General features: G+C 61.9%; 12 protein-coding genes. 11 read left to right on the forward strand and 1 reads right to left on the reverse strand.

The features are described from left to right. From waaC to GIW28_RS02545, 6 genes are read left to right on the forward strand one after another with little or no spacing between them, the layout of a single operon-like run. Positions 1–1,062 (forward strand): lipopolysaccharide heptosyltransferase I, encoded by a 1,062-nt coding sequence (waaC, locus tag GIW28_RS02520; RefSeq protein ID WP_138817158.1) that lies wholly within the window; start codon positions 1–3, stop codon positions 1,060–1,062. Further along, on the forward strand, positions 1,062–2,186 hold the full coding sequence (locus GIW28_RS02525; RefSeq protein ID WP_176991746.1) for a glycosyltransferase family 4 protein: 1,125 nt from the start codon (positions 1,062–1,064) through the stop codon (positions 2,184–2,186). Before waaC ends, GIW28_RS02525 begins: the two co-directional genes overlap by 1 nt. Beyond that, positions 2,183–2,989, forward strand: a complete 807-nt coding sequence (rfaP, locus tag GIW28_RS02530; protein WP_017138513.1) for a lipopolysaccharide core heptose(I) kinase RfaP — start codon at positions 2,183–2,185, stop codon at positions 2,987–2,989. Before GIW28_RS02525 ends, rfaP begins: the two co-directional genes overlap by 4 nt. Further along, positions 2,989–3,723 carry a lipopolysaccharide kinase InaA family protein gene (locus GIW28_RS02535; protein ID WP_138817155.1) on the forward strand — a complete coding sequence of 245 codons (735 nt, stop codon included), beginning with the start codon at positions 2,989–2,991 and terminating at the stop codon, positions 3,721–3,723. The genes rfaP and GIW28_RS02535 overlap by 1 nt, the downstream gene beginning before the upstream one ends. Further along, positions 3,720–4,472: a lipopolysaccharide kinase InaA family protein gene (locus GIW28_RS02540; RefSeq protein ID WP_099548076.1), complete on the forward strand. Its 753-nt coding sequence runs from the start codon at positions 3,720–3,722 to the stop codon at positions 4,470–4,472. Before GIW28_RS02535 ends, GIW28_RS02540 begins: the two co-directional genes overlap by 4 nt. Further along, complete coding sequence (locus GIW28_RS02545) at positions 4,472–5,914, forward strand: lipopolysaccharide kinase InaA family protein (protein ID WP_236445745.1); 1,443 nt, start codon at positions 4,472–4,474, stop codon at positions 5,912–5,914. The genes GIW28_RS02540 and GIW28_RS02545 overlap by 1 nt, the downstream gene beginning before the upstream one ends. Positions 5,915–6,045: 131 nt before the next feature. On the opposite strand, the gene GIW28_RS02550 is transcribed toward GIW28_RS02545, so the two are convergent. Beyond that, positions 6,046–8,124 carry a TonB-dependent receptor family protein gene (locus GIW28_RS02550; RefSeq protein WP_236445743.1) on the reverse strand — a complete coding sequence of 693 codons (2,079 nt, stop codon included), beginning with the start codon at positions 8,122–8,124 and terminating at the stop codon, positions 6,046–6,048. 183 nt (positions 8,125–8,307) lie between these two features. On the opposite strand from GIW28_RS02550, the gene GIW28_RS02555 reads away from it, so the two are divergent. The 5 genes from GIW28_RS02555 (at position 8,308) to GIW28_RS02575 (ending at position 13,956) form a co-directional block, all read left to right on the forward strand. Beyond that, complete coding sequence (locus GIW28_RS02555; RefSeq protein ID WP_099548079.1) at positions 8,308–8,643, forward strand: YceK/YidQ family lipoprotein; 336 nt, start codon at positions 8,308–8,310, stop codon at positions 8,641–8,643. Positions 8,644–8,776: 133 nt separating this feature from the next. Then, complete coding sequence (locus tag GIW28_RS02560) at positions 8,777–10,534, forward strand: carbamoyltransferase family protein (RefSeq protein ID WP_017138507.1); 1,758 nt, start codon at positions 8,777–8,779, stop codon at positions 10,532–10,534. Further along, positions 10,518–11,648: a glycosyltransferase gene (locus GIW28_RS02565; RefSeq protein ID WP_056860561.1), complete on the forward strand. Its 1,131-nt coding sequence runs from the start codon at positions 10,518–10,520 to the stop codon at positions 11,646–11,648. Before GIW28_RS02560 ends, GIW28_RS02565 begins: the two co-directional genes overlap by 17 nt. Continuing rightward, a complete protein-coding gene (locus GIW28_RS02570; protein WP_017138505.1) occupies positions 11,648–12,544 on the forward strand; it encodes an antimicrobial resistance protein Mig-14 in 897 nt (298 codons plus the stop codon). The genes GIW28_RS02565 and GIW28_RS02570 overlap by 1 nt, the downstream gene beginning before the upstream one ends. After that, positions 12,541–13,956 carry a PIG-L family deacetylase gene (locus GIW28_RS02575; protein WP_236445741.1) on the forward strand — a complete coding sequence of 472 codons (1,416 nt, stop codon included), beginning with the start codon at positions 12,541–12,543 and terminating at the stop codon, positions 13,954–13,956. The genes GIW28_RS02570 and GIW28_RS02575 overlap by 4 nt, the downstream gene beginning before the upstream one ends. Positions 13,957–13,994 lie beyond the last annotated feature (38 nt).

Consider the following 13,994-nt stretch of genomic DNA (forward strand, 5'->3'; position numbering starts at 1 on the left):
TTGCGCGTATTGGTAGTCAAGACCTCATCCTTGGGCGATGTGATCCACGCCTTGCCGGCACTGACCGACGCGGCGCGGGCGATCCCTGGCATCCGCTTTGACTGGGTGGTGGAAGAAGGCTTTGCCGAGATTCCCACCTGGCACCCAGCCGTGGACAAAGTGATCCCGGTGGCGATTCGTCGCTGGCGCAAGAACATCTGGCAAACCATCAAGAGCGGCGAATGGCGGCGCTTCAAGCAGAGCGTGCAGTCGACCAAATACGATTTGGTGATCGATGCCCAGGGGCTGCTCAAAAGCGCCTGGCTAACGCGCTATGTACGCGCGCCGGTGGCCGGTTTTGATAAGAATTCTGCCCGTGAACCGATGGCTGCGCGTTTCTACTCGCGCCGGCTGGCCGTGGCCCGTGGGCAGCATGCAGTAGAACGCTTGCGCCAGCTGTTCGCCGTGGCGTTGGGTTATGACTTGCCCAAAGGCCTGGGCGATTACGGCCTGAGTGTCGACAAGCTGCTCGGCCTGCCGCCGAAAAAACCCTTCGTACTGCTGCTGCATGGCACCACCTGGGACACCAAGCACTGGCCCGAAGCCTACTGGCGTGAGCTGGCCGAACGCATGGGCCGCCTGGGTGTGGACGTGAAATTGCCATGGGGCAATGCCGCCGAAAAGGCCCGCGCCGAGCGTCTGGCCCAAGGCCTGCAAAACGCCGAAGTGCTGCCCAAACTCAACCTGGCCGGCGTCGCCCGTGTGCTGGCCGGTGCCCGCGCCTGTGTGGCGGTGGACACGGGGCTGGGCCACTTGGCCGCCGCGCTGGACGTGCCGACTATCTCCCTGTTCGGCCCCACCAACCCGGGCCTGACGGGCGCCTACGGCAAAGGCCAGATTCACCTGGCCAGCGATTTCCCATGCGCACCGTGCCTGCAAAAAACCTGTACCTATCAACCGACGGCCGACGACCTGCGTCGGTTCGACATCAAGCGCGAGTCACCCCTGTGCTTCACGCGCTTGAACCCTGAGCGTGTGGCAAGCCGGCTGAGCACGTTGTTATTGGCTGAGGAGCTGCACTGATGCAACTGGCTTTTGTTTTGTACAAATATTTCCCCTTCGGTGGCCTGCAGCGCGACTTCATGCGCATCGCCCTGGAGTGCCAGCAGCGCGGCCATACGATCCGGGTCTACACGCTGATCTGGGAAGGCGACATTCCGCCCGGCTTTGAAGTGCTGGTGGCGCCGGTCAAGGCGTTCTTCAACCATCGGCGCAACGAGAAACTGTTGGCCTGGATGGACGCTGACCTGGCCAAGCGCCCGGTGGACCGTTTGATCGGCTTCAACAAAATGCCCGGCCTGGACGTTTACTACGCCGCCGACGGCTGCTTTGAAGACAAGGCGCAAAACCTGCGTCACTCGCTGTACAAAAGCTTTGGCCGTTACAAGCACTTTGCCGAGTACGAACGTGCGGTGTTCGCCAAAGACGCCAAGACCGAAGTGTTGATGATCTCCGAAGTGCAGCAACCGCTGTTCATCAAGCATTACGACACGCCGCTGGAGCGCTTCCACCTGCTGCCGCCGGGCATTGCCCAGGACCGCCGCGCGCCGCCAAATGCGGCCGAAATCCGCGAAGGTTTCCGCAAGGAGTTCAACCTGCGCGACGACGAGTTGCTGCTGGTACAAATCGGTTCCGGCTTCAAGACCAAGGGCGTCGACCGCAGCCTCAAGGCCGTGGCCGCGCTACCGACCGAGCTTAAAAAACGTACGCGCCTGTTTGTAATCGGCCAGGACGACCCCAAAGTATTCCAGTTGCAGAGCGCCACGTTGGGGCTGGGCGATAACGTGCAGTTCCTCAAGGGCCGCAGCGATATCCCGCGTTTCCTGCTGGGCGCCGACCTGTTGATTCACCCGGCGTACAACGAAAATACCGGTACCGTGTTGCTCGAAGCCCTGGTGGCCGGGTTGCCGGTGCTGGTCTCGGCGGTGTGTGGGTATGCCCACTACATTGGCGAAGCCGACAGCGGGCTGGTGCTGGATGAGCCGTTTGAACAAGCGCAGCTCAACCAGTACCTCACGCACATGCTTACCGACACTGCACAGCGCGCGGCCTGGGGCCGCAATGGTTTGGCCTTCGCCGAGACGGCCGACCTCTACAGCATGCCGCAGCACGCGGCAGATGTGATTCTGGCGGAGCCGAAACGATGAAGTTGATTCTTGCCGAACCGTTCAAGACCTTATGGGCCGGGCGTGACGCCTTTGCCGAAGTCGAGAAACTGCAAGGCCAGGTATTTCGTGAACTGGCGGCGCGTCGCACCTTGCGTACCGAGGTGGAGGGCCGCCCGTATTTCGTGAAAATCCACCGTGGCATCGGTTGGGGCGAGATCTTCAAGAACCTGATCACCGCCAAGCTGCCGGTGCTGGGTGCCGGCCTGGAATGGTCGGCCATCCACCGCTTGCAGGAACTGGGTGTGCCGACCATGACCGGCGTGGCCTTCGGTGAAAAAGGCAGCAACCCGGCCGACCAGCACTCGTTCATCATCACCGAAGAACTGGCCCCGACCATCAGCCTGGAAGACCTGACCGTCAACTGGGTGGCCGAGCCGCCGGCACCGGCATTGCGCCATGCGCTCACCGCTGAACTGGCGCGCATGGTCGGCGACATGCACCGTGGCGGCGTCAATCACCGCGACTGCTACCTGTGCCACTTCCTGCTGGATACGTCCCGGCCGATCGATGCGCGCACCATCAAGCTTTCAGTGATCGACCTGCACCGTGCCCAATTGCGTGCCCATCTGCCGCTGCGCTGGCGCGACAAGGACTTGTCCGCGCTGTACTACTCGGCGCTGGACATCGGCCTGACTCAGCGCGACAAACTGCGCTTTCTCAAAGGCTACTTCCGACAGCCGCTGCGCCAGATCCTGGCCGAGCAGTCGGCGTCCCTGAGCCTGTTGCAGCGCAAGGCAGACAAGCTGTATGCGCGCAAGCAACGCCTGGGGGATGCGATCTGATGGCGGGTTGGAACCTGGAACCTGCTTACGCCGCCCTGGCGGATGATTTCGGCAGCCTGGAGGCGGTGTTTGCCTTGCAGGGTGAGCGACTGACGCGCGACCCCTTGTCGGAAGTGATTCGGGTGGAGCGTGGCGGGGTCAATTACTACGTCAAACGCTACGTAGGCGCCGGCAAAGGCCTGCGCCGTTACCTGGGAAAACCTCGGGTAAAGTCCGAATGGCAGAACCTCAAGCGCTTCGCCAAGTGGGGGATTCCCACCGCCGACGTGGTGGCCTGGGGCCTTGAGCGCAAGGGTTTGGCCTATGCGCGCGGGGCGATGATTACCCGCGAGCTGCCCAAGACCGAAGACCTGTCGGTGCTGGCCGATCGTAACGATCCGTGCTTGAAAGACCCCCAGTGGGTCAACGTGATCAGCCGTCAGCTCGCCGAATACACGCGCACGATGCACGAACACCGCTTTACCCATAACGACTTGAAGTGGCGCAACCTGCTGGTTGACGATAACCGTACGCTGTACCTGATCGATTGCCCGAACGGCGATTTCTGGCGCGGTTTCTGGCTCAAGTACCGTATTACCAAGGACCTGGCCTGCCTGGATAAAGTCGCCAAGTATCACTTGTCGGCCACCCAGCGCCTGCGTTTCTACATGCAATACCGCCAACGTACGCACCTGACGGCTTCGGACAAACAGCGAATCCGTCACGTGGTGAAGTTTTTCGAGGGGCGCGAATGACTGATTTCCTGGCGGCCGATGATCGCGCATTGCTTGCGCGCCACGGCCTGGCTGACTTCGATGCGCTGTGGGCCAGGCAACTGGACGCGGTGGATGAACCCAATACCAGCGACGGCGGCTGGAGCAGCGTGTTTCGCCTGGAGCTTGATGGCCAGGGTTACTACCTCAAGCGCCAGAGCAACTACCTGACGCGCACGCTCAGCAAGCCGTTTGGCGAGCCGACGTTTGCCCGCGAGTTCCGTAATATCAGCCGCTACCGGAAGCTGGGCATTCCGGCGTTGCAGGCGGCGTTTTTCGGTGAGCGCAAGGTTGAAGGCGAGCGCCGCGCGATGTTGCTGACCCGAGCCCTGGATGGCTGGAATGACCTGGATTCACTGCTCGAACAATGGCCGCAGCTGAGTGACGACCAGCACCGTGCGATCTTGCTGGCCTGTGGTCAGCTGGCGCGCCACCTGCACAGCGTAGGGCAAGTGCATGGCTGTTTTTACCCCAAGCATATTTTCCTGCAACCGCTCGGAGACGGTTATGCCGCGCAGTTGATCGACCTGGAGAAAACCCGCCCGCTGCTGTTTGGCCGGCGTGATCGGGTCAAGGACCTGGAGCCATTGCTGCGCCGTGCGCCGCAATGGTCGGACGCGCAAGTGCGGCAGCTGCTGGCAGCGTATCTGGACCAGCCTGAAGACAGCGCGCTGGTGGGCGCCTGGTTCGAGCGCCTGACGGCCCGGCGCAGTCACAAGGAGAAGCGCTGATGCGCTTGTCCGAACTGAAAAAAGCCGGCCGCACGCCTGAGCTGCCGCTGACCCTCGAGTTGGCCGACGCCGCAGGCACCGGCCAGCTTCAACTGCTTAACCTGTTGCGCGTGTTGCCGGGCGAACGCTACGTGGGCGCCGCCGTCTGGCGCGGCCGCCCGGTGTTGGCCAAATTGCTGGTGGGCAGCAAGGCGGCGCGGCATTTTCAGCGCGAACTCAGCGGCGTGCGCCTGCTGGCCGAGCAGGGCCTGACCACGCCACAGTTGCTGGCCGATGGCTTGCAGGAAGGCGAGGGCGGCTGGCTGCTGTTTGAATTTATCGAAGGCGCCGAAAGCCTTGCCGATGCCTGGCAGGCGGTCGAAGGGTTGCCGCCTTTGGCGGACGAGCAAACGGCTGTGCTCGCAGAGGCGTTGGGCGCAATTGCGCAGATGCACGCCAAAGGCCTGTGGCAAGAAGACCTGCACCTGGACAACCTGCTGCGCCAGGACGGCAAGCTGTACCTGATCGACGGCGCCGGGATTCGTGTTGAAGCGGCGGGCAAGCCGTTGTCGCGCAACCGGGTGCTGGAAAACCTTGGCGTGTTCTTCGCCCAGTTGCCGAAAAACCTCGAGCCGTTCACCGAAGAGTTGCTGGTGTACTACCTGCTGGGCAACGGCGAGCACGCCTTGCCGCTGCAAGCCCTGGAAAAACAGGTGCGCAAGGTCAGCGTCTGGCGCTTGAAAGACTTTTTGAACAAGGTCGGCCGTGAATGCACGCTGTTCAGCGTGGTGCGTGGCGCCTTTGCTTTGCGTGCGATTCGTCGTGAGGAAGAGGCGGCGATGCTGCCGGTGCTGGAGCAGGCCGACGCGCTGCTCGACCAAGGCCATTTGTACAAAACCGGTGGTGCGGCCACCGTCGCCAAGGTCGAAGCGGGCGGGCGGCCACTGGTGATCAAGCGCTATAACATCAAGGGGTTTGCCCATTGGCTCAAGCGCTTCTGGCGCCCCAGCCGGGCCTGGCATTCGTGGCGCGAGGGCAACCGCCTGGCGTTCCTTGGCATCGCCACGCCCAAGCCGCTGGCGGTGTTGGAAAAACGCTTTTTGTGGCTGCGCAGCCGGGCTTACCTGGTGACTGAATACCTGCCGGGGCCGGACATCATCGAGCGTTTTGCGCCGTATGTTGAGAAAGGCGATGCGCCCGAGAATGAACTGCTGGCCCTGGACCACTTGTTCGCCGAGCTGATCCGCGAGCGCATCAGCCATGGTGATTTCAAGGGCCATAACCTGTTCTGGGCCGAGGATCGCTGGGCGTTGATCGACCTGGACGCCATGTGTCAGCACAGCTCGGTCGCAAGCTTCGCGCCGGCGTTCGCCAAGGACCGCGCGCGGTTTATGCGTAACTGGCCTGAGAGCAGTGCGCTGTACCAGCTTATAGATCAGCGTTTGCCCAAACAGGTGCAATGATCGTTCCCACGCTCAGCGTGGGAATGCCGCCCCGGACGCTCTGCGTCCCGCTCCTCAAGCCACGTGCAAGGTGACGCGGAGCGTCACGGGATGCATTCCCACGCGGAGCGTGGGAACGATCAGTCCGATACTCAGAACTGGTATTCAGCCCCGGCCCCCGCATACCACGACCTTCCCGGCGCCGCCTCGTAGTAACGGAAGTTGCCGTCCCCAACAATTACCGAACCGACATACTGGCGATCCAGCAAGTTATCCAGGCGCACCGTCTGGTGAAAGGTCCAGTGCTCCACCTTTTGTTCGAAGCGCGCCCGCCAGTTGAACACGCTGTAGCCCGGCGCGGCGCGTTGCTGGTTGGTGTCTTCGACGTAAACCTTGCTGCGGTACATGCCTTCGAGGGCGGTGCTGACCCAGTCGCGGGGTTTCCAGTTCAGCTCGGCGAAGAGCGTGGTTTGCGGTACGCCGGGCAGGTAGTTGCCTTTGTCCACAGGCTTGCCGCCGCCCATGAAAGCGCTGTCATAGGTGGCTTGCAGGCGGGTATAGGCGAGGTTGGTGCTCCATTGTTCCGAGAGCTGGCTTTCGATGCCCAGTTCGAAGCCTCGGCGCAAGGTGCGGCCGGCGTTCTGGTAGGTAGTACGGCCGTCCTTGGATGACAGCACCACCAGTTCGTCGTCAGTGGTGATTTGAAACAGGGCCGCGTTGACACGCGTGTCCTGGCCTATCTTTGCCTTCAAGCCGACTTCAAATTGTTTGCTGACTGACGGCTTCAAGGCGAAGTTGAAGCCATTTGAAGTGGTCGAATACGCCGACTCGGCCTGGGTCGGGGTTTCGAAGCCTTTGCCCGCGCTCACATAGCCATGCAGGTCCGGCGTGAAGGCGTACATCACGCTGACCGAAGGCGTGTTCTTCTGGTAGGTCTTGCTGCCACTGTCATTGCCGTCGCTTGTGAAGTGGTCGTCCACCTCCATTTTCATGCTGCTGTGGCGCAGGCCGGCTTGCAGGGTCCAGTCGCCCAGCAGCCAGTTGGCTTGCACGAACGGGTCGATGCTGGTGGCGGTGTCGAGTTCGTCACGGCCCAGGGCGCCTTTGACACCGTGCACGCCGTCCAGGGTGTTGGAATAACCTTGGCGGTCATCCTGGCTGCGGTCGTAATCGAGGCCGGTGATCAGGGTCAGCTCGCCGGGGGCGCTGGTGATCGGTTGCAGCCAATGCACCGAGCCGCCGTAGAATTTACGGTCGAAGTCCACCACGCCGCCGCGCTTGTCAGAGGCGGTGCCGCCTGGAATCGACAGGTACTGAATCACGCTCCTGCGGCCGGTGTACGCATTCACCTGCAGCGTGGCATCGCCGATGTAGCGTTCGTAATTCAGGCCCAACTGCTGATGATCGATGCTTTTTCGCGTGTTGTACTGCAGTGCAGCCGGCGCTACCGAGCGCGGATCGGCCTTGTAGGCTGCCCAGCTTTGCCCAAGCGGATCCTGTGTGCCGTTTTGCTCCAGGCTGCTATAGATCAGCGCCAACTTGCTGTCTTCGTCCGGCTGGAAGTTGAGCTTGGCGAAGGTCTGGTCACGACGGGCGCTGCTGTGGTCGCGGTAGCCATCGGTGTCCATGCGTGAAGCGTCGAGCACAAAACCTGCGCCGTTCGCCGCGCCTTCGGCGGTGAGGTGGTTTTTGCTCATGCCGTCGCTGCCCACCAGGGTTTCGGCGCCGATGCGCGGCGGGCCTTCGCCGTCGCGGGAAAACATCTGGATCACGCCGCCGGCATTGCTGCCATACAAGGTGGCGGCCGGGCCGCGCAGCACTTCAATGCGCTCGGCGGTGTCGAGGTTGAAGGTGGCCGCCTGGCCCTGGCCGTCCGGAGTGCTGGCCGGGATGCCGTCGGCGATCAACTTGAGGCCGCGTACGCCAAACGCCGAGCGCGCGCCGAAGCCGCGCGAGGAGATCTGCAGGTCCTGAGCATAGTTCTGGCGGTTTTGTACCACCAGGCCCGGTACGCGCGACAGGGCTTCGGAGGCGTTGATGCCGAGTTGGCCGTCGCTGATTTGCGCGTGGCTGATGCTGTCCACCGAGTACGGCAGGTCGAAAGTCGGGCTGGCGCTGCGCGAGCCGGTGACCACGCTGGGGTCGAGGACCAAAGTGGCATCGTCGGCCAGGACGGTGCTGCTCAAGCCGAGCAGCAGCAGGGCAAGGGGAACGGGTGGGGGTGTATTCATCGGGAAGCCGGATCAGTGGCGCGACGCAAGGGATAGACGTCGGCGCAAGAAAAGCGCGAGTTTAACGGCTCCCTCCTGCTTTTGCCGAAGAAGAAGACTCCTACGCCGTTTTGAGCTTCGAGTTATCTGTCAGTCGCCGGCCATAATGGTAGGTTCTCGCCTTTCCAACGATTAGAGGCAACCATGAAAGGCAAAAAAGCGAGCCTGTGGGTCTTGATAGGCGGGTTTCTGGTTCTGGGCGGCTGCGGCACCGTGACCACGGCGTTCCGTGAGGATGGCGACACGGTTCGAACGCTCAAGGCGAAAAAAACCTATTGTCAGTCTGTTCCGCGTATCTACAGCGGGGTGGTCTATGACCTCTGCGTACTGCATGGGCCGCCGAATTCCGCAAGCGGGATCGCGTTGAACGACGTGCCATGGGCTTTTATCGATGTGCCTCTCTCCGCTGTTCTGGATACGCTCATCTTGCCCTACACGATCTACCAGCAAAATGTCGATGGCAGCATTGAGCTTCGCTAGTCCCTCGCAGCTAACAGCTTCCTGGCTCTTTTACGCTATAATCCCGCCCTTTAGCTGTTTCTCGCTCAGGCGGGAGGCACACTTTTTTCAGGCGCAACCCGCCTGCATGCAGACTAAAAGAGGCTAGACCCCAGTGGCATTGACGATTCTTGGCCTGTCCGGCGCCCTTAGCCATGATCCTTCCGCAGCGCTGTATATCGACGGCAAGCTGATCGCGGCCGCCGAAGAAGAGCGCTTCGTACGCGACAAACATGCAAAGAACCGCATGCCCTACGAATCGGCGAAGTTCTGCCTGGAACAAGCCGGCATCAAGCCTTCCGACGTTGACGTGGTGGCGATCCCGTTCGCCCCGATCAGCCTGTTCGGCGAGGCGCGCTGGCACTACGCCAAGCGTTACTGGTACGCCCCGGACCGCGCCCTTGACGCGATCCTGATGGGCAACCGTCGCTACAAGCGCTATCGCAACAAGATCGTCTGGTGCCTGGAGCAGTTGGGCTTCGATCCGAAGAAAATCAAGATCGAACCGGTTGAACACCACCTGGCCCACGCTTCCAGCGCCTACCACTGCTCGGGTTTCCAGGAAAAAACCGCGATCCTGGGCATCGACGGTAAAGGTGAGTACGCCACCACGTTCTTTGGCTATGGCGAAAACGGCAAGATCCACAAGATCAAGGAATTCTACGACCCGGACTCCCTGGGCGGCCTGTATGGCGCGATCACCGAGTTCCTCGGTTTCGAGATGCTTGACGGCGAGTTCAAGGTCATGGGCATGGCGCCGTATGGCGACGCCAGCAAATACGATTTCTCGCGCCTGGCCTCATTTGAAAACGGCGAGTTGGTGATCAACACCGACTACGCCAACGTCATCGGCCTGCGTCGTTATAAAGAGAAGGGCAAGGGTTTCTACTTCTCGCCAAAACTGATCGAGTGGCTGGGTCCAAAGCGCGAAGGCGACATCGCCGACGAGCCGTACATCCACTACGCAGCCAGCATGCAGGCGCTGTTCGAGAAGCTGGCCTTGCAGATGATCGACCATTACCTGGGCGACATCCTCAAGGACACCGGCAAGCTGGCGTTCGCCGGTGGTTGCGCGCTGAACGTCAAGCTGAACCAGAAGATCATTGCCCGCGATGACGTTAAAGAGCTGTTCGTGCAGCCGGCGTCCGGCGATGCCGGCACCGCGGTTGGCGCGGCGGCCTATGTGTCCCACGCCCGTGGCGTGCCGGTGGAGAAGATGGAACACGTCTATCTCGGCCCGTCCTACAGCAATGAAGACGTGATTGCCGCGTGCGCCAAACACGAAAGCAAGCCGGTGTGGCGCAAGATCGAAAACATGCCCAAGCGCATCGCCAAGATCATGGTCGACGGCAACCCGGTGGCCTGGTTCCAGGGCCGCATGGAGTTCGGCCCGCGTGCGTTGGGCGGTCGTTCGATCATCGGTTGCCCAAGCGCGACCGGCGTGGCCGACCGCATCAACCACCAGATCAAGTTCCGCGAGCGCTGGAGGCCTTTCTGCCCGTCGATGCTCGACACCGTGGCCCCACAGATGATCAAGGTCGATCACCCGGCGCCGTTCATGACCTTCACCTTTGAAGTGTCCGAAGAGTGGAAAACCCGCGTACCGGAAGTGGTCCATGAAGATGGCACCTCCCGCGCCCAGGTGCTCAAGCGCGAATACAACCCGCGTTACTACGACATGATGAAAGAGCTGGAAGTATTGACCGGCAACGGCGTGTCGCTGAACACCTCGCTCAACCGCCGTGGCGAAGCGATGATCTGCTCGCCAACCGACGCGCTGAACATGTTCTTCGGCTCCGACCTGCAGTACCTGATCATGGAAGACATCCTGGTCGTCAAAGACGGCGTGGACCCTTATGACTCGGTCGGCTGAGCGCCACGTCCTGCAGTTCTGCCACGGCTATGACGGGCCGTTCCTGGACTGCGCGCGGCAGTACGCCAGCCTGTTCGCAGGCACAGGCTACAAGGTGACCACGGTGTTTCTCACCGGGGTCGCCGACCCCGATGTGGCCGCCGGTTGCGCCTCTGATGAAGTGCTGTTCATGGAGTTCAGCTCCAAGGCCATTCGTGGCCTCAAGCTGGGCGCCATCCGTGAATTGCGCAAAATCGCCGCGTCGCGCAACTTCAGTTTCTGTATTGCCCACCGCTTCAAGCCGATCTACATCGCCTTGCTCGGTACGCGCCTGCCAGTGATCGGCGTACATCACGCTTTTGGTGATTATCAGCGCCGCAGCCGCAAGCTGTTTGCCTCGATTTTCAGCAAGCGCCTGAGCCTGCTCGGTGTATCTGACGCGGTGCGTGATGATATGCGCCGCTGCCTGCCGGCCTGGCCGGCGGCACGTATCCAGACCTTGTATAACCGCATCGATGTCCAGGCCATGCAAGCGTTGCAGGTGTCGGCCGATGAGGCGCGCGATGCCTTGGGGCTGTCGCCGGATGAGTGGGTGGTCGGCAACGTCGGCCGCCTGCACCCGGACAAGGACCAAGCCACCTTGCTCAAAGGCTTTGCCTTGGCCTTGCCGCATTTGCCGGCGCAGAGCCGGTTGGCGATCCTCGGCACCGGCCGCCTGGAGCAAGACCTTAAGTCTCTGGCGCGCGAACTGGGCATTGCCGAGCAGGTGCTGTTCCTCGGCCAGGTGCCGGATGCGCGCCGGTATTTCCGTGCATTCGACGTCTTTGCCCTGAGCTCCGACCATGAGCCGTTCGGCATGGTGCTGCTGGAGGCCATGGCCGCTGGCGTGCCGCTGCTCGCCACGTCTTGCGGCGGCGCCAAGGAAGTGGTTGAAGGCGTGGGCATCCTGTTTCCGTTTGGCGATGCCGAGCACTTGGGGCAGGGCCTTCGGCATTTGGCCGCGATGGATCGTCAGCAGCACCAGCAGTGCGCCGAGATGATGCTTGAGCGCCTGCACCAACGGTTTTCGGATCAGGCCGTGCGCGATACCTTCTGGCAGTTGCCTGCTGTCACCGAACTGACCGCGAGGGCTTGATGCTCAATCGATTCCAAGGCTTTCGCGAGCGCGGTTGGTCGGTCGTTGACGCGCCGACCTACAGCGACGCCTGGCAGCGTTTTGGCGGCAGTGTCGCCACCCATCCGCAGGTGGTCGAGCGTCTGGCCGGGCTGGCCGAAATTCCGGTGCGCTATTTGGCCTGGGAGCAAAGCGGTGAGCTTAAAGCGTGTATTGCGACCTGGGGGCGCGACCTGGCGTTGTCCAAAGACGTGCTCAAGCGCAATGGTAAAAAAGGCTTGTTCGACCTCGGCAACGCCGAGTTGATCCTGCCCGCCGCTGCCGATGCCCAGGCGCCGCTGCGCCATCGCGCGCGTTACCTGTCGGCCCTGAATGAAGGCCGCTTTGCCGGCATCAAACTCCAGGCCGAACAGTTGGCCATGGCGCGCACGCCTGAAGAACTGTCGAAAAAGTTTCGCTATAACCAGCGCCGTGAATTGCGCCTGCTGGAAGAGGCGGGCGGTGTGGTGCGGCCGGTGCAGGACTTCTCCAGCGCCGAGCTGGCGGCGATCTACTGCGACCTGTTCCAGCGCCGCTGGGGCTTCGCGGCCACCGGTGCCGCGCATATGGCGCAGGTGATCGAGCTGCTGCGTGAGTGGCTGATCGGTTCGGTGATTTTTCTTAACGATGCGCCGATTGCTGTGCAATTGGTGTATCGCGTTGAAGCGCCGCAGTGGGTCAGCGTCGAGTACATCAATGGCGGCGTAGACCCCGAAACCCGCGCGTTCAGCCCCGGCAGCGTGCTGAGCTTCCTCAATACGCAAAGTGCCTGGGAACAGGCGCGGGAAGTCGGCAAGCCGTTGCGCTTTTCGTTCGGTCGCGCCGACCGCGAATACAAGGACCGTTGGTGCAACCCCGTGCCGGTGTTCACCGTATGAGTACTTCGACCAGCCGCAAGCAGGCGTTGCTCAAGCGCCATCGCCGCAATAAGCGCATCGGGCTGCTGGTCAGCCTGTTGGTACTGATTGCGGTGGGTGTGCTGGTGGCCTGGTGGTTGCCGCTGCTGTTGGCGGTGCTGGCCTGGGTGGCCCATGAAGCCTGGTTTGCCGACCATCTGTTTTACTCGCCCAAGGACGACTATCAGTATCAATTTGCCGCCGATACCGAACAGCCCAAGGTGACGTTGGACAAGGGCCGGCTGGTGCTGGGCCAGACGCTGGAGCTGGCGGGTGATGAGACCTTGATCCTCGCACTGCGGCTCAAGAGCAACCTGCTGGGGCGGTTTATCGATCCCTATGTTGCGTTGCCGGGCGGCGACCGCCAAGTGTTCGAACGCGGCGTCAACGGCCTGCGCTACCTCAATCTCACGGGTCAGGCGCAAGCCTTGCTGGCTGGGCAGTTGCTGTTGCGTGGCCGGTTTTGCCGGGTACAGGGTGAGCCTGTGCTGTCGGTGTTCCGCCAGCCGGATGTGCGTCAGCAGCGGGTGATGGTGATTGCGCCGCATGCCGACGATGCCGAACTGGCCGCCTTTGGCCTGTACAGCCAGGCAGCACAGCCCTGGATCGTGACACTGACCGCCGGGGAGATCGAAGCCGAGCATTATCAGCACATGGGCCTGGGCAAGCCTGAAGCGGCGCGCCTCAAGGGCCGGCTGCGGGCCTGGGACAGTATCGCCGTGCCGCGCTGGGCGGGCGTGGCACAAGAGCACTGCGTTCAGCTCGGGTATTTTTGCCTGCAGTTGGCGGCGATGAAGGCCGAGCCTGCGCGTGCCATAGCGTCGCGGGAAGCCGAGTTGAGCGATATTCGCCTGTTTCGCCAGTTCAACTCGTTCCCGCTGCCCGCCGACGCCGATGGCCAGCCGACCTGGAACAACCTGCTGGCGGACCTGCGTGCCGTGCTGTTGATGGCACGTCCTGAGGTCATTGTGCTGCCGCATCCGGTGATCGATCCGCACCCTGACCATATCTGCGCTCAGCAAGCTGTATTGGAAGCCTTGCAGGGCCTGGAATGGCAGCCGACGACCTTGCTCGGTTACGCCAACCATCTGCATGACAACGACCGCTGGCCGATGGGGGATTCGGGCAATAGTGTCGCTTTGCCGCCATGCTTCGACTCCACTTACATTTTGCAACCATATTGCATGCCAGTATCGGAGGAGCGGCAGTGTGAAAAGGCCATGTCGCTGGGCATGATGCATGACTTGCAACCGCAGATGCCGTTCAAGCGGCGGGTGCGGCGAGTCATACAGCGTCTGCTGGCGGGGAGGGCCGTCTCACCGTGGGGTGAGAACGAGTTTTTCCGCAAGGCCATTCGGCGTCATGAACTCTTTTGGTTCATCAAGCACAAGTAACGTTAAGCAACGTGGTGGCGCGCAGCGCGCCTCAGTAC

It is taken from the genome of Pseudomonas sp. PA-5-4B (genome assembly GCF_021606215.1).
In the GTDB taxonomy this organism is placed as follows: domain Bacteria; phylum Pseudomonadota; class Gammaproteobacteria; order Pseudomonadales; family Pseudomonadaceae; genus Aquipseudomonas; species Aquipseudomonas edaphica.

Excerpts from the sequence above, each read along its gene's own strand:
- GIW28_RS02535 (WP_138817155.1), top strand. The coding sequence starts at position 2,989 with ATGGCGGGTTGGAACCTGGAACCTGCTTACGCCGCCCTGGCGGATGAT.
- GIW28_RS02550 (WP_236445743.1), bottom strand. The coding sequence starts at position 8,124 with ATGAATACACCCCCACCCGTTCCCCTTGCCCTGCTGCTGCTCGGCTTG.
- GIW28_RS02575 (WP_236445741.1), top strand. The coding sequence starts at position 12,541 with ATGAGTACTTCGACCAGCCGCAAGCAGGCGTTGCTCAAGCGCCATCGC.
- rfaP (WP_017138513.1), top strand. The coding sequence starts at position 2,183 with ATGAAGTTGATTCTTGCCGAACCGTTCAAGACCTTATGGGCCGGGCGT.
- GIW28_RS02540 (WP_099548076.1), top strand. The coding sequence starts at position 3,720 with ATGACTGATTTCCTGGCGGCCGATGATCGCGCATTGCTTGCGCGCCAC.
- GIW28_RS02555 (WP_099548079.1), top strand. The coding sequence starts at position 8,308 with ATGAAAGGCAAAAAAGCGAGCCTGTGGGTCTTGATAGGCGGGTTTCTG.
- GIW28_RS02545 (WP_236445745.1), top strand. The coding sequence starts at position 4,472 with ATGCGCTTGTCCGAACTGAAAAAAGCCGGCCGCACGCCTGAGCTGCCG.
- GIW28_RS02570 (WP_017138505.1), top strand. The coding sequence starts at position 11,648 with ATGCTCAATCGATTCCAAGGCTTTCGCGAGCGCGGTTGGTCGGTCGTT.
- GIW28_RS02525 (WP_176991746.1), top strand. The coding sequence starts at position 1,062 with ATGCAACTGGCTTTTGTTTTGTACAAATATTTCCCCTTCGGTGGCCTG.
- GIW28_RS02565 (WP_056860561.1), top strand. The coding sequence starts at position 10,518 with ATGACTCGGTCGGCTGAGCGCCACGTCCTGCAGTTCTGCCACGGCTAT.